We start from the raw sequence: 23943 nt of genomic DNA, 5'->3' as shown, positions 1-23943 counted from the left end.
AAATGCAGTATTTGTATGCACCATGGCGAAGTGAGTATTTTGAAAAAGAAAAAAGCGTTTGTCCATTTTGTGATTGTGTTAACAAGAGTAAAAGCGATGAAGAATTAGGTGTGATTTTTAGAGCAAAGCATTGTTTTGGAGTGATGAACCGCTATCCTTATTCTGCGGGGCATTTTATGGTGATTCCTTATGTACATGAAGAGCATATAGAAAATTTAAGCGATGAAATTTGGCAAGAAATGAGCCATTTTGTGCGTTTGGGGGTAAAAATTTTAAAAGAGCAAATTCATGCAAATGGGGTGAATATCGGTATGAATTTAAGCAAAGATGCAGGAGCTGGCATAGCACCTCATTGTCATTATCATTTAGTGCCACGTTGGGCAGGGGATACAAATTTTATTACAACCATAGGAGAAACTAGGGTTTGTGGCACTAATATTGAGCAAGTTTATCAAAAACTTATTTTGGCTTTTAAAAATGCTCAGTGAAGTTGAATTTACAGAGTTTCAAAAAGAAAATTTCTCTCTTTTAATCGATGCAAGAAGCCCTAGAGAATTTTTGCATTCTCACTTGATAGGAGCTTTAAATTTTTATGCACTCAATGATGAAGAATATCAAGAAATAGGGACAATTTATAAGAAAAATCAAGCTTTAGCCAAGGCTAGAGGTGCGAGTTATATTTGTCAAAATACCGCTAAGCATATATTAGAAATCACCCAAAATTTTCGCATAGGAGAAAAGGTGGGGATTTATTGTTCTCGTGGGGGTTTGCGTTCAAAATCTATCGCAGTGATTTTAAGTGAGATTGGTTTTAGGGTGGTGCGTTTAAAAGGTGGCTTTAAAGCTTATAGAAGTTTTTTAACGCGTTATTTTGAAAATGAAATAAATTTTGATTTTTTTACTCTTTGCGGCAATACAGGCTGTGGAAAAACAGAGCTTTTAGAACAACTCCCACAAGCTATAAATTTAGAAAAAATGGCAAATCATTTAGGCTCGTCTTTTGGTGATATTTTAGGAAAACAACCTACGCAAAAAGCTTTTGAAGCGAAACTTTTTCACAATATGCAAAATTTAGAAAAATTTGCTTTCATAGAAAGTGAAAGTCGCAAAATAGGGGATATTATCTTACCTTTGAAATTTTATGAAAAAGTACAAAAGGCTTTTAAAATTCATTGTTTTTGTTCTTTAGAAAATCGTGTTAAAAGAATACAAAGAATTTATCAGGAAAAAATGACTCCTTTAAAATTTCAACAATGTGTGCAAAAAATCAGTCCTTATATCAGCTTAAATTTGCGCCAAGATTTGCTAAAAAGTTATAAAAAAAGGGAATGGCAAAGGCTTATTATTATGTTATTAGAGTATTATGATAAAACTTATAAAAAACCAGCTAAAATTGATTTTGAGTTAAATACTGATGATATTTTAAAAGCTAAAGAAGAAATTTTGGAGTATTTTAAAGCAAAATTAATCTTTTAATACATTAATTTTTATTTTTAACTGCTAAAATTTTTACTTGAAGACTAAGTATTTTAAGAGTTTTAAAATTTAATCAAAATAAATATTAAAAAAATAAAAATATATTATAAAATTACTATCAAATGCTAAGTTTCTAAATATAATTTCTTAATGATTTATAACAGAGAAAATATTAGCAATAATTAATGCTATATTAGTTTTCATCTTAAAGCCAAGTTTAATTTCAAATATTTAGTTTTTAATTTCTTTTAAAGATTGATAAATAATTTAAAATAAACTCAATAAATTCATCACTATCATTTGGACAAGAAATTAAATCATAATCACATTTTGCTAAATGTTTATACTCTATGCCTAGTTCAAAAATTGTTTCAGAACAATCTATACAAAAAGAAATAGGATAAATCAAAGCTTTATCGTTTAAATTTGCCAAAACATCGCTTGTATTTGGTTCAAGCCATTTTACAGGGCCTAATTTTGATTGATAAGCTAAAATAAATTCATCAAAATGATCTTTTAATTTTTCTTTTAAAATTTCTACATGAACATTTACATGTTTTTCGTATAAATCACCCTTATTAATAATGCTTTGTGGTAAAGAATGCGCTGAAAAAATCAAAATTTTGGCATCAAATTTACCTTTTTTAGCTAAAATGTGCGAAACTATCATCTTATTATAAAGCTCATTTTTATAAAAAATATCTATAGTTTTTACTTTTGCTTGAATTTTTTGCTTTGAAATTTTATTTTGCAGAACTTCTAAAGATGAAGTTACCGTGGTGCAAGAATGGTGTGGATAAAGTGGAAAAAGAATGATTTCATCATTTTTACTTAAAGTGTATTTTTGTAAAACTTCTTTAGCAAAAGGAGGCACATAAAGATTTACAAAATCAAATTTAAATTCATCTTGTTTTAAATTAAGCTTGTCACACAGGCTTTGAGTAAGTTCGTTTAAAGGGGATTTTCCGCCCATTTTTTTATAGTTTTCTTGCATGGCTTTAACACGAGCCTTTGTTATGATCCATGCTACAAATTTTCTTAAAAATTGATTTTTAATTCCTAAAATATAAGGGTCATTAAACATATTTTTTAAAAAAACTTCACAATCTTGTAAATTTGTAGCTCCACCCATATTTAAAAATAAAACTAATTTCACGTAAACCTTTCTAAAATTTCTTGAACTTTGTAAGCGTCGCTTGTGCTGGCTAAATGATCGGGTTGATTATCGATAAGTTTTAGCAAAGCTTCGTGTTCTGAAAAAAGCGGGCTTTGTTGAGTAAGTTCTATAAAATTTCCATCTTTTAATAAAGAAAAGTCATTTAAATTGGCTTCATAAAAATGATTTTTGGTGATAAGATGAATTTTTCTTAGTTTTTGTGTGCTATTCCAGCTTTGATGTATGCTAGCAATGCATTTTTCAAGCTCACATAGAATAATGCTTTCGCTTTCTCTTGTTTGATCTTGAGTATATTTTTTAAGTAGATTCGTTTTTATTATTTCTTGTTTGCTTAAAAAGTAAAGCAAATCAAGATCATGTACAGCCAAATCTTGCAAAATCCCTACATCACTGATTCTTTGCGGGTAGGGTGAAAATCTTTGAATGTTAATGCTGATAATTTCTTCATTTTCAAGCTCTTTTTTTAGGGCTAAAACCGCGGGATTAAATCTTTCGCAAAATCCCACTCTTACTTTTACGCTGTATTCTTTAGCTAAGTTTGAAATTTCGTCTATTTCTTTTAAATTTAGAGCTAAAGGCTTTTCGATTAAAACGCATTTGCATTGTTTAAAAACTTTTTTTGCTATTGCTAAATGTGAATTTGTAGGTGTTGCTATGATGATGATATCGCTATTTTGGTTTAAAAATTTTTCTAAATTATCGTAAAAAATATCGTAAAAAGTATTTAAATTTGGGTTTTTATAAAGATCAAAAAGTGCATTGATTTTAAAATGGGAATTTTTACGAAGTTCATTTAAGTGGTTTTGCCCCATTTTTCCAAGGCCTATGATACCTATTTTCATGGAATTAATCTTTAAAAATACAAATAACTTGTTCTTGTTCTTTTTCGCTTAAAAAAGGTGAAAAAGGCAAAGATAAGATGTGCTTGCTAGCAAATTCTGAATTTTTAAGTTCTAAATTTGAAAACTCACTAAAGCAAGGTTGTTTATGCAAAGGGGTTGGATAGTGTATAGCATAAGGTATATTAGCTTTTTCAAATTTTTGCAATACACTGGCTCTATCTTTAACTAAAACACTGTATTGTGCATAAGCACTAAAAGCATTTGGATCAATTTGCGGAATTTGGCAGTTTTTTAAATTTGCATTATAAATTTGTGCTAATTTTTGTCTTTTGTCTAATTCTTTTTCTAGATATTTTAACTTGACATTTAAAATTGCTGCTTGCAGAGTATCAAGGCGTCCATTTATACCTATAAATTCGTGCTTATAACGTTGAGTTTGTCCGTGGTTAAGTAAAATTCTTATTTTTTTAGCAATTTCATCGTCATGACAAAAAATAGCCCCGCCATCTCCATAAGCTCCTAAAGGTTTAGAAGGGAAAAAGCTTGTGCAAGAAATTTTAGCTATAGAGCAGGATTTTTCTCCCTTAAAGCTTGCACCAAAACTTTGTGCACCATCTTCGATCAAAGTGATATTTTTATCTTTTAAAATTTTTTCTAAAGCCCTTAAATCACTCATTTGTCCAAACATGCTTACTGCTATAATGACTTTAGTTTTTGGAGTTATTGCTTTTTTTACTGCTTCAAAATCAAGGTTGTAATTTGATAAATTAATATCTACAAAAATAGGTTTTGCGCCTATTAAAGCTATAACTTCAGCTGTTGCTATAAAAGTAAAACTAGGTACTATAACTTCATCATCTTTGCCAATATCTAAAGCTCTTAAAGCAAGGTATAAGGCACTAGTTCCGCTTGAGCAACCTATAGCATGTTTAATACCTACAAAATGAGCCAAATTTTGTTCAAATTCATTAAGTTTTGCACCACCTATAAAAGAAGAATTTGACAAAACACTTTTAATTTCAGCATCGATTTCATCTTTATAAGCAAAATATTGGGCTTGTAGATTGATAAAATTCATAAAAAACCTTGAAAATAAAATTAAATAAAATGTTTATTGTATTTTAGTTTTACTTAATTTAAAGTAATTTTGGTATGATATGCTTTTATAAAAATTTCTTTAGGAAAATTTATGGATATTAGAAAAGCTTATTTGGATTTTTTTGCATCAAAAGGACATGAGATAACCCCGTCAAGTCCTTTAGTTCCTGATGATACGACTTTACTTTTTACTAATGCAGGTATGGTGCCTTTTAAAAGTATATTTATAGGAGAAGTTCCGCGTCCAAACCCTCCACGCAAAACAAGTTGTCAAACTTGCATAAGAGCAGGTGGAAAGCATAATGACTTAGATAATGTAGGTTATACTGCACGTCACCATACTTTTTTTGAAATGCTTGGGAATTTTAGCTTTGGAGATTATTTTAAAGAACAAGCTATTTCTTATGCTTGGGAATTTGTAACCCAAGTTTTAAAATTACCTAAAGATAGACTTTATGTAACTGTGCATGAAAATGATGATGAGGCTTTTAATTTGTGGCAAAAACACATTCAAAAAGAAAGAATTTATAAATTTGGCGATAAAGACAATTTTTGGCAAATGGGAGATACTGGTCCTTGCGGTCCTTGTAGTGAAATTTTTTATGATCAAGGAGAGGAATATTTTAACTCAAGCGAAGATTATATGGGTGGAGATGGAGATAGATTTTTAGAAATCTGGAATCTTGTTTTTATGCAATATGAAAGAAGCGCTGATGGAGTGCTCAGTCCTTTACCAAAACCAAGCATTGATACAGGAATGGGACTTGAAAGAGTAATGGCGATTAAAGAAGGTAAATTTAGCAATTTTGATAGCTCGCTTTTTATGCCAATTATTAATGAAATTGCAAAACTTTGTGGCAAAACCTATGTTTATGAAAGTGGAGCTAGTTTTAGAGTCATAGCTGATCATATAAGATCGAGTGTATTTTTACTTGCGCAAGGAGTGAGTTTTGATAAGGAAGGAAGGGGCTATGTTTTGCGTCGTATTTTGCGTCGTGCCTTAAGACATGGATATTTACTAGGATTTAAACAAGCTTTTATGTATAAATTAGTTGATGTGGTTTGCGATTTAATGGGTGGATATTATACTTATCTTAATGAAAAGAGGGATTTTATAAAAGAACAAATTTATCTTGAAGAAGAAAGATTTTTAAGCACTATAGAAAATGGGATTGAAATTTTTAATGAGGAACTTAAAAATACTAAAGAAATTTTTAGCGGAGAAGTAGCCTTTAAGCTTTATGATACTTATGGTTTTCCACTTGATTTAACGGCTGATATGCTAAGGGAAAAAAACCTTAAAGTTGATGAAGAAAAATTTGAACTTTTGATGAATGAGCAAAAAGCACGTGCTAAAGCTTCTTGGAAAGGAAGTGGAGATAAAACTGCAAGCGGAGATTTTAAAAACTTGCTTGAAAAATTTGGAGAAAATCATTTCGTAGGTTATGAAAAGGCAGAATGCGAAAGTAAAATTTTAGCCCTTTTAGATGAGGATTTTAAAGAAGTTTCTACTCTTAAAGATACGGGTTGGGTGATGCTTGAAAATACGCCTTTTTATGCAACAAGTGGGGGGCAAAGTGCTGATAGTGGGTTTATAGCTAAGCGTGAAGTTTTAGATACGCAAAAGTTTTTTAATCTTAATCTTAGCTTTATAAAAGCAGGCGAAGAACTAAAAATTGGTGATATAGTTCATGCAAGAATCGATACAGAAAAAAGAGAGCAAATCGCACGTCACCACTCAGCTACTCATCTTTTACACCATGCTTTAAGAGAAATTTTAGGTTCTCATGTAAGCCAAGCAGGATCTTTAGTTGAAAGCAATAAACTAAGATTTGATTTTACTCATCATAAAGCTTTAAGCAAAGAAGAGCTAGAAAGCATTGAAAAAAGAGTCAATGAGATGATTATAAACTCAAGTGAAGCTATCTTAGAAAATATGCCTTTAGAAGAAGCTAAAAAAAGCGGTGCTATAGCATTGTTTAATGAAAAATACCAAGGCAATGTGCGTGTTTTAACTCTAGGTGAAAGCAAGGAGCTTTGCGGAGGAACTCATGTTAAAAATACTGCTCAAATAGGAAGTTTTTACATAGTTAAAGAAAGTGGTGTGAGTGCTGGAGTTAGACGTATTGAAGCTGTGGTTTCTAAAGCGGCTTTAGAATTTGTAAAAAATCAGCTTGAAGAGCTTTCTAGAATAAAAGATGAGCTTAAAAATAATGATATTTTAAGCGGGGTTAAAAAACTTAAAAATGAAATTTTAAGTTTAAAAAATGAGCTTAAAAACTCAAGTAAAATAGAGCTTGATTCTAAAAATATCCAAGGTGTTGAAATTTGCGTAAAACGCGTAGATAATGGCGATATTAAAGCTATGATTGATGGTTTTAAAAACAAATTTGCTAAAGCGGTGATTTTACTTATCCAAGTAAAAGATGAAAAAATCACTTTAGCAGCTGGTGTTAAAGATGCGCCTTTAAAAGCAGGAACTTTAGTTAAAGAAGCGGCACAAATTTTAGGTGGAAATGGTGGTGGAAGAGATGATTTTGCCACTGCAGGTGGAAAAGATTTAAGTAAAATTGATGAGGCTTTAAAACAAAGCTTAAAAACCATAGAAAAAGCACTTTAATGTTAATTCTTGCTTCAAGTTCCATTTCAAGAGCTAATTTGCTTAAAAAAGAAAAGATTGATTTTAAGCAAATTAGTTTTAATTATGATGAAAATTTAGATAAAAATATTTCACCTTTTTTATATGTTCAAAAAATAGTCCTTGAAAAAGAAAGGCAGTTTTTAAATACTTTGGCTAAGGATTTTCAAAATCGAAGTTTGCTTTTTGCAGACAGTATAGTTTGTATAGATGAAAAAATTCTTACCAAAGCAAAAGATAAAGAAGAAGCCTATGAAATGCTTGCCTTACAAAATGGAAAGTATGCAAGTATTTTATCAGCTTTTTTGCTTGTAAAACCTGAAAAAAGAGTTTTTTCTCTTTCAAAAACCACACTTTATTTTAAAAATTTTGATGAAAATGCTTTAAAAAATTATGTAGAAAATGATCTTTATAAAGGTAAGGCGGGTTGCATTATGTGTGAGGGTTTTCATCAAAATTTCATCACCCAACAAGTAGGGAATCTAAGCACTGCTTTAGGGCTTGATATCCAAACTTTAAAGGCTTATTTATGAAAATATTAAAATATATTTTTTCATTTTTTACTCTTTTGTTTATAGCTGGATTTATTTATGTGGCTTATCTTTTCGCAAGTGCTGATACTGAGGGTTATACTTTTAAAGAATACAAACCTCCTCTTACAACACAAATTTATGATAGAAATGGCAAGCTCGTGGCTAATATTTTTGAACAGCATCGTTTTTACGCTCCTTATGAAGAGCTTCCTCCACGCCTTATAGAAGCTTTGGTTGCTATAGAAGATACAAGTTTTTTTGAGCATGATGGAGTAAATATCGATGCGATTTTTAGAGCTGCTATAAAAATTATAAAAAGTGGTGGAAAAACTATGGAAGGAGCTTCAACTCTTACTCAACAATTTATTAAAAACACAGAATTAACTCCTGAAAGAACAATCACACGTAAAATTCGTGAAGCTTTGCTTGCTTATAAAATGGAAACCATTTTAACTAAAGAACAAATTTTAGAAAGATATTTAAATTTTATATTTTTTGGACATGGATATTATGGGGTAAAAACTGCAGCTTTGGGGTATTTTCATAAAAATTTAAACGAACTAAGTCTTAAAGAGATTGCTATGCTAGTGGGTATGCCAAAAGCACCTAGCAGTTATGATCCTACAAAGCATTTAGATCTTTCCATTTCAAGAGCAAATAATGTTATTTCAAGAATGTATAATCTAGGTTGGATTTCAAAAGCAGATTACGACACGGCTATAAAAGAAATTCCGCAAGTTTATGATGATACGCTTACTCAAAATGCTGCTCCCTATGTCGTAGATGAAGTGATTAAACAATTAAGTCCTAGCATTAAAGACTTAAAAACAGGTGGATATAAAATCATTTTAAATATAGACTTAGATGTTCAAAATATGGCACAAAATGCTTTAAAATTTGGTTATGATGAGATAGTAAAACGCGATAAAGATGCAAATTTAAGCACTTTAAACGGAGCTATGGTCGTGGTAAATCATCAAAGTGGTGATGTTTTAGCTTTGGTAGGTGGGGTTGATTATGAAAAAAGTAATTACAACCGTGCTACTCAAAGTATGCGTCAACCTGGAAGCTCTTTTAAACCTTTTGTATATCAAGTAGCGATTAATTTAGGATATTCACCCATGAGTGAAATTGCTGATATTTCTAGAATTTTTGAGGGTGGAGCAGGCAATAATGAAGATTGGAAGCCTAAAAATGAAGGGGGTAAATTTTTAGGTTTGATTACTTTAAAAGAAGCTTTAATAAGGTCAAGAAATTTAGCTACTATTAATCTCGCACTTGATATGGGGCTTGATGTTCTTTACTCTAAGTTAATGGAATTTGGATTTAAAGATATTCCGCTTAATTTATCAATTGTATTAGGAAGTTTTGGTATTTCACCTTTGGAGTATTCAAAATTTTATACTATGTTTGGAAATTATGGCACAATTAAAGAACCTCAAATTATCAGGCAAATTCAAGATAAAACTGGCAAAATAATTATGGAATTTAATTCAAATGAGCGTAAAGTAAGCGATGAAGCGCAAAGTTTTTTGGTTTTAGATATGATGAGAAATGCTGTTGAAAAAGGCACAGGGCGTAATGCAAGAGTAAAAGATATAGAAATAGCAGGAAAAACAGGAACAACGAATAAAAGTGTTGATGCTTGGTTTTGTGGACTTACACCTGAAATAGAAGCAATCATTTGGTATGGAAATGATAATAATAAACCTATGCGTTATACAGAAGGCGGGGCTAGAACAGCTGCTCCTGTGTTTAGAGAATTTTTAACTCAATATATAGAAAAATTTCCTGATACAACTAGAAAATTTAGCATTCCTAATGGAGTTTATCGTGGAAATTATAAAGGAGAAAGTGCTTATTATACCACCAAATCACCATTGCCAAAAGCAAATATGAAATTTAATGAAAGTGAGATTATATTTTGAAAGTAGAAAGATCTACTTTCAAATTTTATTAAGCTTTTTTGATGATTATTTCATCATCTTTTGCATCAATGATAATGCTATCATTTTCATGAAGTTCATCAGCAAGTATCATGTCGCTTAATTTATCTTCTATAAGATCATAAATAGCTCTTCTTAAAGGTCTAGCACCAAAATCAGGATCAAAACCATCTTTAGCGATTAAAAGTGCAGCATTTTCGCTAAGACTTGCTTTTATCCCCTTGTTTTCTAAGCTCATTTGTAAATCTTTAAATAAAAGCTTGACTATTTCATAAGCTTCATCTTTTCCAAGTGGATTAAAGGTGATAATATCATCTAAGCGGTTTAAAAACTCAGGTTTAAAGAAATTTTTTAACTCATTTTTTACCGCATCTTCTTGTTCTTTTCCACTTAAATTCATAATAGCACTTGAGGCGATATTAGAAGTTAAAATGATAATGGTATTTTTAAAATCCACTGTTACACCTTTGCTATCAGTTGCTCTACCATCGTCTAAAATCCCCAAGAGTACATTAAATACATCTTTATGTGCTTTTTCAACTTCATCAAACAAAAGCACGCTATAAGGTTTTCTTCGTACAGCTTCGGTAAGCTCTCCACCTTCTTCATGTCCTATATATCCTGGAGGTGCACCTAAGAGTCTTGAAACACTATGTTTTTCCATAAATTCACTCATATCAAAGCGAATCATTGCTTTTTCATCATCAAATAAAAATTTCGCCAAAGCTTTAGCTGATTGTGTTTTTCCTACTCCTGTTGGTCCTAAAAATAAAAAGCTTCCTATAGGTTTATTGTCCGCATTAAGTCCTGCTTTGTTGCGTTTAATGGCTCTAGCTAAAGCACTTAAGGCCTTATCTTGTCCTATGACACTTTCTTTTAAATGTTTTTCCACTTCTAAGAATTTTTGTTTTTCAGAAGTTAACATTTTTTGCACGCTAATACCCGTCCATTTGCTTAAAATTCCAGCAACCAAATCTTCATCCACTTGATTTTTAAGTAAAACTCCATTTTCACTCATTTTTTTCCATTTATCTTCTAAAATTTCTACTTCTTTTTCAAGACTTGGAATTTTTCCATACTCTAACTCAGCTGCTTTTTGAAATTCACCTCTAGTTTTAGCTAAAGAAGCTTCATTTTTAAGCAGATCAATTTCTTTTTTCTTAGTACTTATACCATCAAAAACACTTTTTTCATTTTCAAACTGTGAATTTAGGGCATTTTGTCTTTCTTTTAAATTGGCTAGTTCTTTTGCGATTTCATCGAGTCTTTTTTGATTTTTCTCATCATTTTCCATTTTTAAAGCTTCATTTTCAACTTCTAAAGTTTCTATATCTTTGCGTACTTTTCTTAAAGAACTTGGTTCACTTTCAATTTGCATTTTCAGTTCAGCTGCAGCTTCATCGATTAAATCAATGGCCTTATCAGGTAGAAAACGATCTGCTATATAACGCTTTGAAAGTTTAGCTGCGGCTACTAAAGCACTATCATTTATAGTTACATTATGATGAATTTCAAGCTTTTCTTTTATACCCCTTAACATAGCCAAAGCTTCATTAACACTTGGCTCACCTACATTTACAGGTTGAAAACGACGTTGTAAGGCTGCATCTTTTTCAAAATATTTACGATATTCTTTTAAAGTGGTTGCCCCTATGGTATGAAGTTCTCCTCTTGCAAGAGCAGGTTTTAAAATGTTTGCTGCATCCATGCTTCCTTCACTAGCACCTGCACCTACTATGATATGAATTTCATCGATAAAAAGAATGATATTTTCACTTTTTATCACTTCATTAACCACAGCTTTTAATCTATCTTCAAATTCTCCTCTGTATTTTGCACCTGCAATTAAAGCACTCATATCAAGAGCGATGACTTTTTTATTTTGTAAAGATTTTGGAACATCTTTTTTGATAATTCTTTGTGCTAAAGCTTCTACTATAGCTGTTTTTCCTACACCTGGTTCACCTAAAAGTATAGGGTTGTTCTTGGTTTTACGTATTAAAATTTGCATTAAACGTTCGATTTCTTCTTCTCTACCTATAACAGGATCAAGCTTACCCTCACTTGCTTTTAAGGTTAAATCTATGCCAAATTTATTTAAGCTATCTAAGGTTTCATCGCTTGTTTTGCTATCGATTTTGCGTCCCGCTCTTAGACTTTCAAGCTCTTTTTGAAATTCTTTTAAATCTAAAAATTGCGCCAAGATTTCTTTAATAGGACTTTTTTGACTTTCACTTATAAGCCAAGTATCCACACTTAAATAACTATCCCCATTAGCACTCATTAATCCTTTGGCATTTTCTAATGAATTTATAAGCTCATTAGAAAAGCGTATATTTTCACGACTTACATTTGAACTTGTTGCAAGTTTTGAAATTCTGCTTTTAATTTCAAGTTCTAAGGCTTCTTTAGAAATATTTAATTTATTTAAAATTTGATTTAAAATGCTTGCACTATCTACACTTAAAGACCATAAAAGGTGCAAAGGTACAACTTCAGTATTTTTAGAATGTATAGCTAAAGATGCTGCACTTTCAAGGTTTGAAAGCATATTATCAGTTAAAAAATCTTGTATATTTGCCATGTTTTATCCTTTATTTAGTTTATATACTTGACATTATATAACTTTAGTCATATAATGTCAAGTTAATTGAGTAAAATTTTTTAAATAATAGGACAAATACTAATTTTAGATTATTTCATAAACATATCTATAGCTTTGTTTAACTCTTCTATGCTTTGAGTATCATTTTCTTCTACAGCGTGTACCATACAATGAGCTAAATGTTCTTTTAAAACTACTTTTGCAGTATTGTTAACTTCAGCTTTTACGGCAGCAAGCTGGATTAAAATTTCACTACAGTCTTTGTCATTTTCAACCATTCTTTTAATAGCACTTAAATGCCCTATGGTCCTACTTAGACGATTGCAAACTGCTTTAAGATGTTTTTGAGAATGTGTATGAGTATGTTTTTCTTGGCACATTGTATTAACTTTCTTTTTGGAATTTTTAGTCTATTTTAACATATTTTTAAGAATTTAAATTTATTTACGAAGTTTTAAGCAATTTTTATTAAAATTTACTCTTTAAACTAAAAGTCAATGATGGAGCTTATTTTGAAAACAAAACGATTTTTTGCGGGTCTTGCAGGCTTTGCCACTACTTTTATTTTATGTCTATTTTTAACAAGTCATTTGCAAGCTAAAGTTGATCAAAAAGAAGAGCAGGTTCAAAAACGCCTAGAAGCTTTAGATAAGCTTACAAAAACTCTTGCTATAGTAGAGCAATACTATGTGGATGATCAAAATATCAGCGATTTAGTGGATAAATCTTTATCAGGGCTTTTGAGCAATCTTGATGCGCATTCTTCTTTTTTAAATGAAAAAGATTTTAATGATATGAAAATTCAAACTAATGGTGAATTTGGCGGCCTTGGTATAACCGTAGGTATGAAAGATGGCGCTTTAACAGTTGTTTCTCCTATAGAAGGAACACCAGCAGATAAAGCAGGGATAAAATCAGGAGATATTATTTTAAAAATCAACGATGAGGCTACTTTAGGAATTAATCTTAATGATGCTGTGGATAAAATGCGCGGTAAGCCAAAAACTCAAATTACTTTAACCATCTTTAGAAAAGGCGCAACAAAACCTTTTGATGTTACATTAACAAGAGAAATTATTAAGATAGAAAGTGTTTATGCAAAAATGATAGAAAATGAAAACATTCTTTATCTTAGAGTTACAAATTTTGATAAAAACGTTGTAGATATGGCAAGTAAAGAACTTAAAAAATATCCTAATGTTAAAGGAGTTATTTTAGATCTTAGAAATAATCCTGGTGGACTTTTAAATCAAGCTATAGGGCTTGTAAATTTATTTATAGATAAGGGTGTTATTGTTTCTCAAAAAGGACGCATCGCAAGTGAAAATCAAGAATATAAAGCCGATCCTAAAAACAAAATTTCTAATGCTTCTTTAGTTGTGCTTGTAAATGGCGGAAGTGCTAGTGCAAGTGAAATCGTAAGTGGAGCTTTGCAAGATCTTAAACGCGGTGTTATTGTGGGTGAAAATACTTTTGGAAAAGGAAGTGTTCAACAAATCATACCTATTAATAAAACTGAAGCTTTAAGGCTTACTATTGCAAGATATTATCTTCCAAGTGGGCGTACTATTCAAGCAGTGGGTGTAAAACCTGATATTGAAGTTTTTCCAGGTAAAGTAAATACCCAAGAAGATGGTTTTTCTATAAAAGAAAGTGACTTAAAACAACATTTAGAAAGTGAGCTTGAAAAAATAGATAAAAATAAAAAAGAAGATAAACAAGAAAATAAAAACAATAAAAATCTAATTAGTCAAAAACAAATCAATGATGACGCACAGTTAAAATCAGCTATTGATACTATTAAAATTTTAAATATTAAACAAGGGCAATAAATGATAAAAAAAGAAATGTTTTACGAGGGAAAGGGTAAAAAGCTTTTTAAAACTGATGATGAAAATTTATTAATTAGTGAATTTAAAGATGATTTAACTGCTTTTAATGCAGAAAAAAGAGGCAATGAAAGTGGAAAAGGTGCATTAAACTGTAAAATTAGTACTGAAATTTTTCACCTGCTTGAAAAAAATGGAATTAAAACTCATTTAGTAACAGCTATAAGTGATGTAGAGCAAGTAGTTAAAAAGTGTAAAATTATTCCTATAGAAGTTATAGTGCGCAATGTTGCAACAGGTTCTCTCACAAAAAGATTAGGTATTAAAGATGGTACTGTGCTACCTTTTACTTTGGTGGAATTTTGTCTTAAAGATGATGCTTTAGGCGATCCTTTTATCAATGATGAGCATTGTTTGATTTTAAATTTAGTGCAAAATGAAGCTCAAATTAGTGAAATTAAAAATATGGCTAGAAAGATTAACTCTATTTTAACTCCATTTTTTGATGATAAAAATTTAAGATTGATTGATTTTAAAATTGAATTTGGCTCAACTAAAGATGGTCAGCTTGTTTTAGCTGATGAAATAAGTCCTGATAGTTGCAGATTTTGGGATAAATTTAGCAATGAAAAATTAGATAAAGATAGATTTCGTCAAGATTTAGGCAATGTAAAAATGGCTTATGAAGAAGTTTTAAAAAGAATATTAAGTTAAGGAAAGATATGGAAGTTATTGTAAATATTTCTTTAAAAAATGGAGTTTTAGATCCACAGGGCAAAGCAGTGGAAAAAGCTTTGTATTCTTTAAATTTTAATAGTGTTAAAGAAGTAAAAATAGCAAAACAAATCAAAATTTCTCTTAATGAGAAAGATGAAAAATTAGCCAAAGAGCAAGTAAAAAAAATGTGTGAAGAGCTGTTGGTAAATAGTGTCATTGAAGATTATGAGCTTATGATCGAGAAAGAGTAAAATGAAAGTTGCTATTATTAGATTTCTGGGGACAAATTGTGAATTTGATACAGCTTATGCCTTTGAAAAACTTGGAGTAAAAACACAGATTGTTTGGCATGAAGAAAAAGAATTTGATGCAGATTTAGTTGTTTTGCCAGGCGGATTTTCTTATGGAGATTATCTAAGATGTGCAGCTATTGCAAAACTTGCTCCTGCTATGCAAGGTGTTTTTAATCATGTAAAAAAAGGAGGATACGTTTTAGGTATTTGTAATGGTTTTCAAATTTTACTTGAAAGCGGTCTTTTAAAAGGTGCAATGAAATATAATAACAATCTTAGCTTTATCTCAAAAAACCAAAATTTAAGAGTAGTTTCTAATAATAATGTCTTTTTAAAAAATTTCAAAAAAGATGAAATTATTAATTTACCAATTGCTCATGGAGAGGGAAATTACTATGCTGATGAAAATACTTTAAAAGAATTACAAGATAAAGATCTTATTATTTTAAAATATGAGCCAAATCCAAATGGTTCTGTGTTTGATATTGCAGGAATTTGTGATGAAAACAAAAAAATCTTTGGACTCATGCCACATCCTGAGCGTGCTTGTGAAAAAATTCTAGGTAATGATGTAGGTTTGAAAATGCTTAAAGGCTTTTTATTTTGAAAATTTTATTAACTTTAATTTTTAGCGTTGTTGTATTGTTTGGTAGGGGTGAAATTCCTGTATTTAGTGGCCAAGATGAAAATATGCAAAAAGAATTAAAAAAATTACCCCAAGAAGAACAAAAAATTTATCAAAATATTCCGCCAAGCGATGAAAACAATGACTTTGAAAGCAATGTAGACGATCCTTTTGTAGCTAAAGGGAGTTTGGTTCTTACAAATGATGAATATCCAAGTAGGGTATATGTTGGAGAAGTTTTTCCTATTACGATCTATGCTCGCACTACGGAAAATACAAAATTTGATTTTAACATAAGCATAGAAAAAACTAACTTATCTTTTTTAAATCCAGATGCAAAATGGGAATTTATCAACAATGAATATAAAACAACTTTATGGTTTGAAGCTAGAAATTCAAATGCTAGTTTGAGTAAAATTTGTATCAAACTTCTTAGAAATAATGAAGCTTTTCAAGAGGCTGATATCAATCTTAATCCTATCAAATTTGAAAATACTTTATCCAATAAAGATTTTTCACACCTTGTGGCAAGTTCTTTGGAAATTAAAAAGGTTAAAGCGAGTTATTTTGATGATGCTAATATCATTATGATGGTAGAACTAAACGCAACCAATACGAATCTTAAAAGCTTTTTTATAGAAGGAATTCAAAAGCAAGGTATTGAAAATTTAAAAGGGGATTTTAATGCTTCTAGTGCTTTTTATTATGCTATTTTGCCATTAAGTAAAACAAATTTTGAATTTTCGTATTTCAATAAGGACAGTAAAAAGCTTGAAAATATAAATTTAAAACTAAAAATTAGTGACGATGAGATCAGCACTCAGAGTGATTTAAATCCAGTAAATAAAGACTTAAATATTTATAAACAATATACCTTGTGGTTTTTAGCAGTTTTATTTGGAGTTTTATTTGTATGGAGAAAAAATTACATTATTTTGGCTTTGGCAATTATTTGTTTTGCGCTTAGTTTTCTTGTAGATACCAATACTCAAAATGCAATTATCAAGGCTGGTTCTAGGGCTAAAATTTTACCTACAGAGCCTTCAACTTATTTTTATATGGCAAATGCAGATGAAAAAGTAGAAGTTTTAGGCAAAAGACAAAATTATATTAAAGTGCTATTTTCTGATGGAAAAATAGGTTGGGTTAATAAAGATGATTTACAAAAAAATTAAAGCTCTTTATTTTTGGATTTTTTTTGTTTTAAGTGTTGCTTTGGTGGTTTTTTGTTTTTGCTTTACAAAATCTCAAAACACACTTTGGAAAATCCGCAAAATTTGGGCTAAATTTCAAAGATATACCATCTCTTATAAACAAGAAATCATTGGCGCTTTTAATCCGCAAGCCCAAATGATCCTATTAAATCATCAAAGTGCTTTAGATATCATCGCTTTAGAAGAATTATACCCTAAAAATTTATGCTGGATTGCTAAGAAAGAATTAGGAGAAATTCCTCTTTTTAAAATTGCTATAAAAAAACCAAAACTTCTTTGTATAGATAGAAAAAATCCGCGTGATTTGGTACGCATTTTAAAAGAAGCCAAGGAAAGACTTAAGGAAGATAGGGTTTTGGCTATTTTTCCAGAAGGAACTAGATCTAAAAATGAAAAAATGCTTAAATTTCAAAGTGGAGCAAAAATTTTAAGTGAAAAATTAAATCTTAAAATTCAACCTATTTTAATTGTGGATTCTGCAAAGATTTTAGATACTAAAAGTTTTAGTGCAAAAGGTGGAATACTTAAAATTATTTGCATGGATTTAGTTGATACAAATGATGAAAAATGGCTTGAAAACACTAGAAAAAAAATGCAAGAATTACTCGATCAAGAAAGAGCCAAACTTTGTTAAACACCCTTTTAGCTGTTGGTTTTGGGGGATTTATAGGGACAATATTAAGAATGCTTTCTATAAATTTAGTGAATAAATTTTTTCCTTATTCTATCAGTTTTGGAACACTTTTTGTTAATGTTTTAGGTTCTTTTGCTATAGGACTTTTATTTTCTTATGCACAAAATAAGGGCTTATCTTCTTTACTTAAAAGTTTTGTAAGCACAGGAGTCTTAGGAGCTTTTACAACTTTTTCTACTTTTTCTTATCAAAATTTACTTCTTTTGCAAAGTGGAAATTATCTTTATTTAGCATTAAATATTCTCTTAAATGTCTTTCTTTGCTTATTTACCGCATGGCTTGGTTTTATAATTTTCAAATAAATCTTTAAATTTACTTTAGAATTTGTATTTTTTGCTAAAATACCACTTTAAAAAATTACAAAGGAGATTAAAATGCAATTTCAAACTGAAGTAAATCAGCTTTTACAGCTTATGATACATTCTTTATATTCTAATAAAGAAATTTTTTTAAGAGAACTTATTTCAAACGCAAGTGATGCTTTAGACAAACTTAATTTTTTAAGCGTAAGTGATGATAAATATAAAAGTTTAAAGTTTGAACCTAAAATTGAAATCAAAATTGATAAAGATAAAAAAACTTTAACCATTAGTGATAATGGCATAGGTATGGATAAAGATGATCTTATTAACAACCTTGGAACCATAGCAAAAAGTGGCACTAAAAGCTTTTTAGAAAATTTAAGCGGTGATGCTAAAAAAGATTCTCAACTCATAGGACAATTTGGAGTGGGTTTTTATTCTGCTTTTATGGTGGCTAATAAAATCGAAGTTTTAAGTAAAAAAGCTTTAGATGATAAAGCTTATCTTTGGAGTTCTGATGCAAATGGTTATGAGATTAATGACGCAAGCAAAGAAGAACAAGGTACAAGCATTACTTTATACTTAAAAGATGATGAGTTTGCTAATGCTTATAAAATCGAAAGCATTGTAGAAAAATATTCTAATCATATTCAATTTCCAATTTTCATGGAAAAAGAAGAATTTACTCCTGCTAAAGAAGGTGAAGAAGAAGGAAAAACTGAACTTAAAATCTCTCAAATCAATAAAGCCAATGCTTTATGGAGAATGCAAAAATCAAGCCTTAAAGTGGAAGATTATGAAAGATTTTATGAGCAAAATTTTCATGATTCAAATAAACCTTTACTTTATCTTCACACTAAAAGTGAAGGAAAATTAGAATACAATTCTTTATTTTTCATACCACAAAATGCACCTTTTGATTTATTCCGTGTGGATTATCAAAGCGGCTTAAAACTTTATGTAAAACGCGTATTTATCAGCGATGACGATAAAGAACTTTTACCAACTTATTTGCGTTTTGTGCGAGGGATTATCGATGTAGAAGATTTACCACTTAATGTGAGCCGTGAAATTTTACAAGAAAATCAAATTTTAAAAGGTGTCAAAGAAGCTAGCGTTAAAAAGATTTTAAGTGAACTTGAAAAACTCAAAAACAATGATAAAGAAAAATACTTATCTTTCTTTAAAACCTTTGGAAAAGTATTAAAAGAAGGACTTTATGGCTTTGGCGGGGAAAAAGACAGTCTTTTAAAACTCATGCTTTATAAAAGCACCAAAGGTGAAAATTTACGTTCTTTAGAAGAGTATAAAAACGACCTTCAAGGCGAGCAAAAGGAAATTTTTTATATAGCAGGAAATAATGAAAGTTTATTAAGAACCTCTCCTTTGCTTGAAGAGTATAAACAAAAAAATATAGAAGTTTTACTCATGGATGATGAGATTGATTCTTTAGTAACCCCTATACTAGAATTTGAAGGTTTGAAATTTGTAGCCATCAATCAAGTAGAAGATAAAAATGAACTAAGCGATGAAGAAAAAAATACCTTTGCTCCACTTGTAGCTAATTTTAAAGAACTTCTAAAAGATCAAGTTGAAGATGTAAGACTAACCAGTCGTTTAAAAGATAGTCCAAGTTGCATAGTTTATGATAAAAATAAACCTGATTTTGCTATGCAACAACTCTTAAAACAAATGGGTCAAGAACAAAATTTCAAACCTATTTTAGAAATCAATCCAAAACACGCTATTTTTACAGGTCTTAAAAACAACGAAAGCTTTAGCGTAGATATAGCAATCCTAGTTTTAAATATGGCAAAACTAAGTGAAGGTATGGGAGTGGATAATCCTGCTGAATTTAACGCAAGTCTTACAAAAATCATCAACAAGGCTTTTTCATGATAGAAAATATCCCTGCAAGTCTTTGGACAAAGCAAGATTTAAACGCATATCAAATTTTTGATGTGCGTACTCCTTTAGAATGGGAAGAAGGTATTTTATCTAATGCGCAATGTGTGGCTTTATATGATAATCAAGGGCTTTTAAATGCTAAATTTTTAGATGAATTTCAAAGCAAAAGAGACGAAAGTAAAAAACTTGCTTTTATTTGTCGTAGTGGCCATAGAAGTATGGTTGCAGCCGAATTTATAGCCGAAAAATTGGGACTTGAAAGCATCAATTTAGATGGCGGAATGCTAGCCCTTAAGGGTTGTTAATGCTAGGAATTTATTTACTCATAGCAGCTTTGTCTTTTTTAGCTCTTTATTTTGCTGTTAAAAAGCTTACTTTAAATATAGATGAGCAAACTCTTTTAGAGCCTATTAAAATGGATATTTATCCGAAATTTTGTGATTTAATCGATGAAAAAATCAGAGAATTTAAAGAAAATGTCCAAAATGCTAATTTAGCATTAAAAATTTCTGATCAAAAGGATGAATTTTTAGAAAAACTTGGGGATTTAAGCAGAGAGCTGACTTTCATACAAACCATGAATTTGAGTAATAAAAACGATAGTATCTGGCAAAATGAACTCTTTTCTTTTTTAAAAGAATTAGAAAATTTATTGCTTGAGTATCTAGAAAAAGGTGAAGAAGAAGCTGAAAATTTGAGAGAATTTCTGATGAATGAATTTGAAAAACTAAAAGGTTAGGTATTGCAAGAGGGAAGAAATTCTTTAAAATATTTTAAATTTATTTCATGGAGTATTTTTACTTTAGTTCTAATTTTTATTTTAATTCGTTATGACTTTTAGCAGGAGTGGCAATACTTCTTATTTGGAATGACTAATTTAGGTATAGGTTTTAAAGCTTTTAGCGGTGGTTTGCTTGAAAAAATTTTAGCAAAGTTAACAAAAAGTATACTTTTTGGTACTTTAAGTACTTTAATTATGCAATCTTCAACTTTAGTTTCTATTATTACGATTTCTTTTTGGGTGTGGATTATATTAAAAGTGGTTTTGAAAATTTTTAAACATATAATTGATCTTTCTTGTTTTGATTTTGCTGGTTTTAAAGGAGTTTTTGTTTTTTAGGATTAGGTGTTTTGCTTACAGGAGTTATACAATCAAGCACAGCTACAATGGCTATTATTGTTACTCTTTACTTGCTGGACAAATCAGTTTGGAAAATTCCTTAGTAGTAACTTTAGGTGCTAGTGTTGGAGGAGTTGTAACGGCTGTTTTAGCTTCTTTAAGTACTAATATTGAAGGAAAGAAATTAGCGTTTGCAAATTGTATTTTTAATTTTGGTATAGCTTTTTAATAGTGCTTATTTTTCCTTATTTTTGCATTTTATTAATTTTTTATCCATTGCATTAAACATAGAAGATATAGCTTTGAAAGTAGCATTATTTCACACTTTGTTTAATTTAATTGGTGTTGTGTTTTTTCATTCTTTACCCATCAATTGTTCTTTTTTAAATAAGATAGTAAAAGCTCCTAAAGATAAGAATAAAGACAAGCCTTTATATCTTGATAGTAGTTTGGTTAAGTTTAGTGACACAGCCATCGAAGCTTTAAGGAAAGAAAACGAGCATCTTTATAACAATACCTATTCAATTGTTGCTCATGCTATAGGTTTTAGTCGTAAAGATATACAAAGTGATAAAAGTTTTAAAGAAATTTTAGAAAATAAAAAGTGGTTTAGTAAAAATGTGGATTTGGACTATTTGTATCAAACTAGGATAAAGGTTCTTTTTGAAGCTATTATTGATTTTTCAACTAAAGCACAAGTTTATATTAACGATGAAACAAAGAATCATAAAATTTTTATCTTTAAGATGGCAGCTAAAAATTAGCTGAAACAACTAAAATTTAAAAATTATCCAAGCAAATATTAAGAAATATTCTAGTTCTTCTAATGAGTTTTTGGCTTTAAAGTACAATAAAATTAGATCGAATTTAGGAGAGCTTAGAGTGGTTGAAGATCTGAAAAACTTTATTTGATTATTAAAAATCTTCAAAAAGGAAAAGAAATTTTAAAAGAAATTGATACTTTAACTTTAAGCAATGTTGAATATCTTATTTCAGTAAGAAAAATCACAACAGCTGAAGGAATTTCAATACTTAATGATATAACTTTTGCTGCTAAGGCTGAAGAACTTATAGGTGCTGTTGAGGTGATATTTTCTAAAGATATATCAAACTAGTTGTTTGTGCTAGTTTGGTTATTGTCTTGTATAGGCGTTAGAAATTCTTCATTGATTAAAATATCAACAATATCTTTAAACATAGGCAAAGCACTTTGTGCAGCATAATAACTATAAGGTTTAGTAGGATGTCTTACGAGAACTCCTATGGTATAGGCGTGATTTAAATCATTTGCAAAACCAAAAAAGGAAGCATTGTAGCGATTTGAGGTATAACCTTGTCTTTCGGCTATTCTTGCTGTTCCTGTTTTACCTCCTGCAATAATACCTTGTGTAATTGCTTTTTTTCCTGTTCCTTTTTCTATAACATTTATAAGAACATTTTGCATCGTTTTAGCGGCTTCGCTAGAAAGAATTTTTTCTTTTTTTACACCATCATCAAGATTTGTAAAGCGTCCATTTTGATAGAATTTTTCAGCTAAACGAGGAGTGATATAAAACCCATCATTGTTGAAAACATTATAGGCTGCAAGAAGTTGTATAAAGGTTGTTTTAAGTCCATAGCCGTAGCTTAAGACCGATTTTTCTATATCTCTTAAGCGTTTTGGGTTTGGAATTTCTCCTTTTTGTTCATAAGGTAGATCAATACCACTTTTTTCGCCAAATTTAAATATTTTAAGTCCGGATGTGATTTCTATATTGCTCAGTCTTTTAGCAATTTGTATCATACCTATGTTTGAAGAATATCTTATGACTTCCTCCATAGTCATTTTATCCATTTTGTGATCATCTTGAATGGTAAAACGTCCCAGCTTATATGAACCGCCGTAAGTATTAATCACTTCATTCATTTTTATTTTACCAAGTCTTAAGGCTGTTGTAAAGATAAAAGGTTTGATAACAGAACCTGCTTCGTAGCCGTATTCTATAGCGCTTGCATTAAGAACTGATAGATCTTTTCCACGATTTTGCGGGTCATAGCGCCTTGAGCTTGCTAAAGCTAAAATTCTTCCTGTTTTGCTTTCCATTACCCCAACGATGATTTCATTGGCTTTTAAATCCTCATTTCTTTGATCTATAGCTTTCTCTATACTTTTTTGCAGTTTTAAAGAAAGATTTAAATATAAATCACAACCATTGATCTTTTTTTGCTGTAGTGAATTTAGATTTAAAATAATATTTCCACCTATATCTTTAAGTCCTTGGATTTTTTCATTTTGAACAGGACTTAGACATTCATCGTAGTATTTTTCTAAACCTTTAACTCCTATATTTTTTAAAATTCCACTTTCTGGATCTAATATCATTTTGGTATAACCGATAATAGGAGTAAAAGAATCTTTTGACATGTAAATTCTATCTTCTTCATGTTCGATGATATTTAATCCTCTTGTCTCAACTCTTCCAGAGTTATTTGTAAAAGCTTTGAAAAAACCTTGTATATAAAGTTTTTTAGCAAGGTCTTTAAGATAGCTTGCTTGCTTGGAATCTAAGTTTTGCAAAAGAACAAAATTATAAGAGCGTTTTTTTTGATTTTGCATTCTTTTTTTAATATCTGCTACTTGATCTTTACTTATCCCACTATAAATTTGAAAAAGCTTTAAAAATAGATCAAATTTATCTTTGTTAATACTTCTAAGATCAATTTCAGCGCGATAAATTTGTTTAGAACTTGTGATAGTAAAATTATCTTTAGTTATAATCGATCCTCTTAGAGCAAGAGCGTATTGATCTTTTTCAGTGTTAGGTATATGACGTTTTGATGTAAGAAAAAAAGTAGAGCTGATAAAAATAATCATAAACAAAAGTGCCATACAGTAGGCAAAGGCAACTTTTGAAACCCTATTTTTTTTATATTTTTGCATTAGGGT

The 23943-nt window shown here is 30.0% G+C and carries 20 protein-coding genes and 2 pseudogenes; 16 read left to right on the top strand and 6 right to left on the bottom strand.

The genetic code is table 11. The features are described 5' to 3' along the window. Positions 1-2: 2 nt before the first annotated feature. Both ACOTU8_RS04550 and mnmH read left to right on the top strand, forming a co-directional pair. Entirely contained in the window at positions 3-488 is a 486-nt protein-coding gene (locus tag ACOTU8_RS04550; protein ID WP_422341982.1) for an HIT family protein, read from the top strand. After that, positions 478-1476 carry a tRNA 2-selenouridine(34) synthase MnmH gene (gene mnmH, locus ACOTU8_RS04545; protein ID WP_422341981.1) on the top strand — a complete coding sequence of 333 codons (999 nt, stop codon included), beginning with the start codon at positions 478-480 and terminating at the stop codon, positions 1474-1476. The genes ACOTU8_RS04550 and mnmH overlap by 11 nt, the downstream gene beginning before the upstream one ends. A 238-nt stretch (positions 1477-1714) precedes the next feature. Here the strand turns inward: mnmH and hemH are convergent, their stop codons facing one another. Genes hemH through ACOTU8_RS04530 form a run of 3 tightly spaced genes read right to left on the bottom strand, consistent with a single transcriptional unit; the run spans position 1715 to position 4573 of the window. After that, positions 1715-2632, bottom strand: coding sequence for a ferrochelatase (hemH, locus tag ACOTU8_RS04540; protein WP_422341980.1), 918 nt, complete (start codon positions 2630-2632; stop codon positions 1715-1717). Beyond that, on the bottom strand, positions 2629-3495 hold the full coding sequence (locus tag ACOTU8_RS04535) for a Gfo/Idh/MocA family protein (RefSeq protein ID WP_422341979.1): 867 nt from the start codon (positions 3493-3495) through the stop codon (positions 2629-2631). The genes hemH and ACOTU8_RS04535 overlap by 4 nt, the downstream gene beginning before the upstream one ends. A gap of 4 nt (positions 3496-3499) precedes the next feature. Further along, positions 3500-4573, bottom strand: coding sequence for a DegT/DnrJ/EryC1/StrS family aminotransferase (locus tag ACOTU8_RS04530; protein ID WP_422341978.1), 1074 nt, complete (start codon positions 4571-4573; stop codon positions 3500-3502). Positions 4574-4684: 111 nt separating this feature from the next. Here ACOTU8_RS04530 and alaS point away from each other — a divergent pair, with 111 nt between their 5' ends. Genes alaS through pbpA form a run of 3 tightly spaced genes read left to right on the top strand, consistent with a single transcriptional unit; the run spans position 4685 to position 9692 of the window. Continuing rightward, positions 4685-7213 carry an alanine--tRNA ligase gene (alaS, locus tag ACOTU8_RS04525; protein WP_422341977.1) on the top strand — a complete coding sequence of 843 codons (2529 nt, stop codon included), beginning with the start codon at positions 4685-4687 and terminating at the stop codon, positions 7211-7213. Further along, positions 7213-7764 (top strand): septum formation inhibitor Maf, encoded by a 552-nt coding sequence (gene maf / locus ACOTU8_RS04520; RefSeq protein WP_422341976.1) that lies wholly within the window; start codon positions 7213-7215, stop codon positions 7762-7764. The genes alaS and maf overlap by 1 nt, the downstream gene beginning before the upstream one ends. Then, on the top strand, positions 7761-9692 hold the full coding sequence (gene pbpA / locus ACOTU8_RS04515) for a penicillin-binding protein 1A (RefSeq protein ID WP_422341975.1): 1932 nt from the start codon (positions 7761-7763) through the stop codon (positions 9690-9692). Before maf ends, pbpA begins: the two co-directional genes overlap by 4 nt. 28 nt (positions 9693-9720) lie before the next feature. Here pbpA and clpB read toward each other — a convergent pair whose 3' ends face one another. Both clpB and ACOTU8_RS04505 read right to left on the bottom strand, forming a co-directional pair. After that, complete coding sequence (gene clpB / locus ACOTU8_RS04510; protein WP_422341974.1) at positions 9721-12294, bottom strand: ATP-dependent Clp protease ATP-binding subunit; 2574 nt, start codon at positions 12292-12294, stop codon at positions 9721-9723. Positions 12295-12404: 110 nt separating this feature from the next. Beyond that, the gene (locus tag ACOTU8_RS04505; RefSeq protein WP_422341973.1) at positions 12405-12695 is read right to left on the bottom strand and encodes a metal-sensing transcriptional repressor; all 291 of its coding nucleotides are present in this window, start codon (positions 12693-12695) and stop codon (positions 12405-12407) included. A 117-nt stretch (positions 12696-12812) separates the two neighbouring features. Here ACOTU8_RS04505 and ACOTU8_RS04500 point away from each other — a divergent pair, with 117 nt between their 5' ends. From ACOTU8_RS04500 to ACOTU8_RS04450, 11 genes and pseudogenes are all read left to right on the top strand, one after another. Continuing rightward, complete coding sequence (locus ACOTU8_RS04500; protein ID WP_422341972.1) at positions 12813-14147, top strand: S41 family peptidase; 1335 nt, start codon at positions 12813-12815, stop codon at positions 14145-14147. Then, a complete protein-coding gene (gene purC, locus ACOTU8_RS04495) occupies positions 14148-14858 on the top strand; it encodes a phosphoribosylaminoimidazolesuccinocarboxamide synthase (protein WP_422341971.1) in 711 nt (236 codons plus the stop codon). A gap of 8 nt (positions 14859-14866) precedes the next feature. Continuing rightward, a complete protein-coding gene (gene purS, locus ACOTU8_RS04490) occupies positions 14867-15112 on the top strand; it encodes a phosphoribosylformylglycinamidine synthase subunit PurS (protein WP_422341970.1) in 246 nt (81 codons plus the stop codon). Between the two features lies 1 nt (position 15113). After that, positions 15114-15786, top strand: a pseudogene (gene purQ / locus ACOTU8_RS04485) (phosphoribosylformylglycinamidine synthase I). Beyond that, positions 15758-16954 carry a hypothetical protein gene (locus tag ACOTU8_RS04480; RefSeq protein ID WP_422341969.1) on the top strand — a complete coding sequence of 399 codons (1197 nt, stop codon included), beginning with the start codon at positions 15758-15760 and terminating at the stop codon, positions 16952-16954. Before purQ ends, ACOTU8_RS04480 begins: the two are co-directional and overlap by 29 nt. Next, a complete protein-coding gene (gene plsC / locus ACOTU8_RS04475) occupies positions 16935-17627 on the top strand; it encodes a lysophospholipid acyltransferase family protein (RefSeq protein WP_422341968.1) in 693 nt (230 codons plus the stop codon). Before ACOTU8_RS04480 ends, plsC begins: the two co-directional genes overlap by 20 nt. Further along, the gene (gene crcB / locus ACOTU8_RS04470; protein WP_422341967.1) at positions 17621-17989 is read left to right on the top strand and encodes a fluoride efflux transporter CrcB; all 369 of its coding nucleotides are present in this window, start codon (positions 17621-17623) and stop codon (positions 17987-17989) included. Before plsC ends, crcB begins: the two co-directional genes overlap by 7 nt. 72 nt (positions 17990-18061) lie before the next feature. Continuing rightward, the gene (gene htpG / locus ACOTU8_RS04465) at positions 18062-19888 is read left to right on the top strand and encodes a molecular chaperone HtpG (protein ID WP_422341966.1); all 1827 of its coding nucleotides are present in this window, start codon (positions 18062-18064) and stop codon (positions 19886-19888) included. Beyond that, positions 19885-20202 carry a rhodanese-like domain-containing protein gene (locus tag ACOTU8_RS04460; RefSeq protein WP_052803865.1) on the top strand — a complete coding sequence of 106 codons (318 nt, stop codon included), beginning with the start codon at positions 19885-19887 and terminating at the stop codon, positions 20200-20202. The genes htpG and ACOTU8_RS04460 overlap by 4 nt, the downstream gene beginning before the upstream one ends. Further along, entirely contained in the window at positions 20202-20636 is a 435-nt protein-coding gene (locus ACOTU8_RS04455) for a hypothetical protein (RefSeq protein WP_002861251.1), read from the top strand. Before ACOTU8_RS04460 ends, ACOTU8_RS04455 begins: the two co-directional genes overlap by 1 nt. Before the next feature lie 3 nt (positions 20637-20639). After that, positions 20640-22132 (top strand): annotated as a pseudogene (locus ACOTU8_RS04450) (Na/Pi symporter). On the opposite strand, the gene pbpB reads toward ACOTU8_RS04450, so the two are convergent. Beyond that, positions 22129-23937, bottom strand: a complete 1809-nt coding sequence (gene pbpB, locus ACOTU8_RS04445) for a peptidoglycan D,D-transpeptidase FtsI family protein (RefSeq protein WP_422341965.1) — start codon at positions 23935-23937, stop codon at positions 22129-22131. The pseudogene ACOTU8_RS04450 and the gene pbpB sit on opposite strands and share 4 nt — an antisense overlap. Positions 23938-23943: the final 6 nt, after the last annotated feature.

It is taken from the genome of Campylobacter jejuni (genome assembly GCF_049221745.1).
In the GTDB taxonomy this organism is placed as follows: domain Bacteria; phylum Campylobacterota; class Campylobacteria; order Campylobacterales; family Campylobacteraceae; genus Campylobacter_D; species Campylobacter_D jejuni_E.
This window is presented reverse-complemented; position numbering and strand designations above follow the sequence as displayed.

What these genes read in the sequence shown, in the direction of transcription:
- ACOTU8_RS04550 (WP_422341982.1), top strand. Translation starts at nt 3, where the DNA reads ATGCAGTATTTGTATGCACCATGGCGAAGTGAGTATTTTGAAAAAGAA.
- mnmH (WP_422341981.1), top strand. Translation starts at nt 478, where the DNA reads ATGCTCAGTGAAGTTGAATTTACAGAGTTTCAAAAAGAAAATTTCTCT.
- ACOTU8_RS04535 (WP_422341979.1), bottom strand. Translation starts at nt 3,495, where the DNA reads ATGAAAATAGGTATCATAGGCCTTGGAAAAATGGGGCAAAACCACTTA.
- ACOTU8_RS04530 (WP_422341978.1), bottom strand. Translation starts at nt 4,573, where the DNA reads ATGAATTTTATCAATCTACAAGCCCAATATTTTGCTTATAAAGATGAA.
- alaS (WP_422341977.1), top strand. Translation starts at nt 4,685, where the DNA reads ATGGATATTAGAAAAGCTTATTTGGATTTTTTTGCATCAAAAGGACAT.
- maf (WP_422341976.1), top strand. Translation starts at nt 7,213, where the DNA reads ATGTTAATTCTTGCTTCAAGTTCCATTTCAAGAGCTAATTTGCTTAAA.
- pbpA (WP_422341975.1), top strand. Translation starts at nt 7,761, where the DNA reads ATGAAAATATTAAAATATATTTTTTCATTTTTTACTCTTTTGTTTATA.
- clpB (WP_422341974.1), bottom strand. Translation starts at nt 12,294, where the DNA reads ATGGCAAATATACAAGATTTTTTAACTGATAATATGCTTTCAAACCTT.
- ACOTU8_RS04505 (WP_422341973.1), bottom strand. Translation starts at nt 12,695, where the DNA reads ATGTGCCAAGAAAAACATACTCATACACATTCTCAAAAACATCTTAAA.
- ACOTU8_RS04500 (WP_422341972.1), top strand. Translation starts at nt 12,813, where the DNA reads ATGATGGAGCTTATTTTGAAAACAAAACGATTTTTTGCGGGTCTTGCA.
- purC (WP_422341971.1), top strand. Translation starts at nt 14,148, where the DNA reads ATGATAAAAAAAGAAATGTTTTACGAGGGAAAGGGTAAAAAGCTTTTT.
- purS (WP_422341970.1), top strand. Translation starts at nt 14,867, where the DNA reads ATGGAAGTTATTGTAAATATTTCTTTAAAAAATGGAGTTTTAGATCCA.
- plsC (WP_422341968.1), top strand. Translation starts at nt 16,935, where the DNA reads ATGATTTACAAAAAAATTAAAGCTCTTTATTTTTGGATTTTTTTTGTT.
- htpG (WP_422341966.1), top strand. Translation starts at nt 18,062, where the DNA reads ATGCAATTTCAAACTGAAGTAAATCAGCTTTTACAGCTTATGATACAT.
- ACOTU8_RS04460 (WP_052803865.1), top strand. Translation starts at nt 19,885, where the DNA reads ATGATAGAAAATATCCCTGCAAGTCTTTGGACAAAGCAAGATTTAAAC.
- ACOTU8_RS04455 (WP_002861251.1), top strand. Translation starts at nt 20,202, where the DNA reads ATGCTAGGAATTTATTTACTCATAGCAGCTTTGTCTTTTTTAGCTCTT.
- pbpB (WP_422341965.1), bottom strand. Translation starts at nt 23,937, where the DNA reads ATGCAAAAATATAAAAAAAATAGGGTTTCAAAAGTTGCCTTTGCCTAC.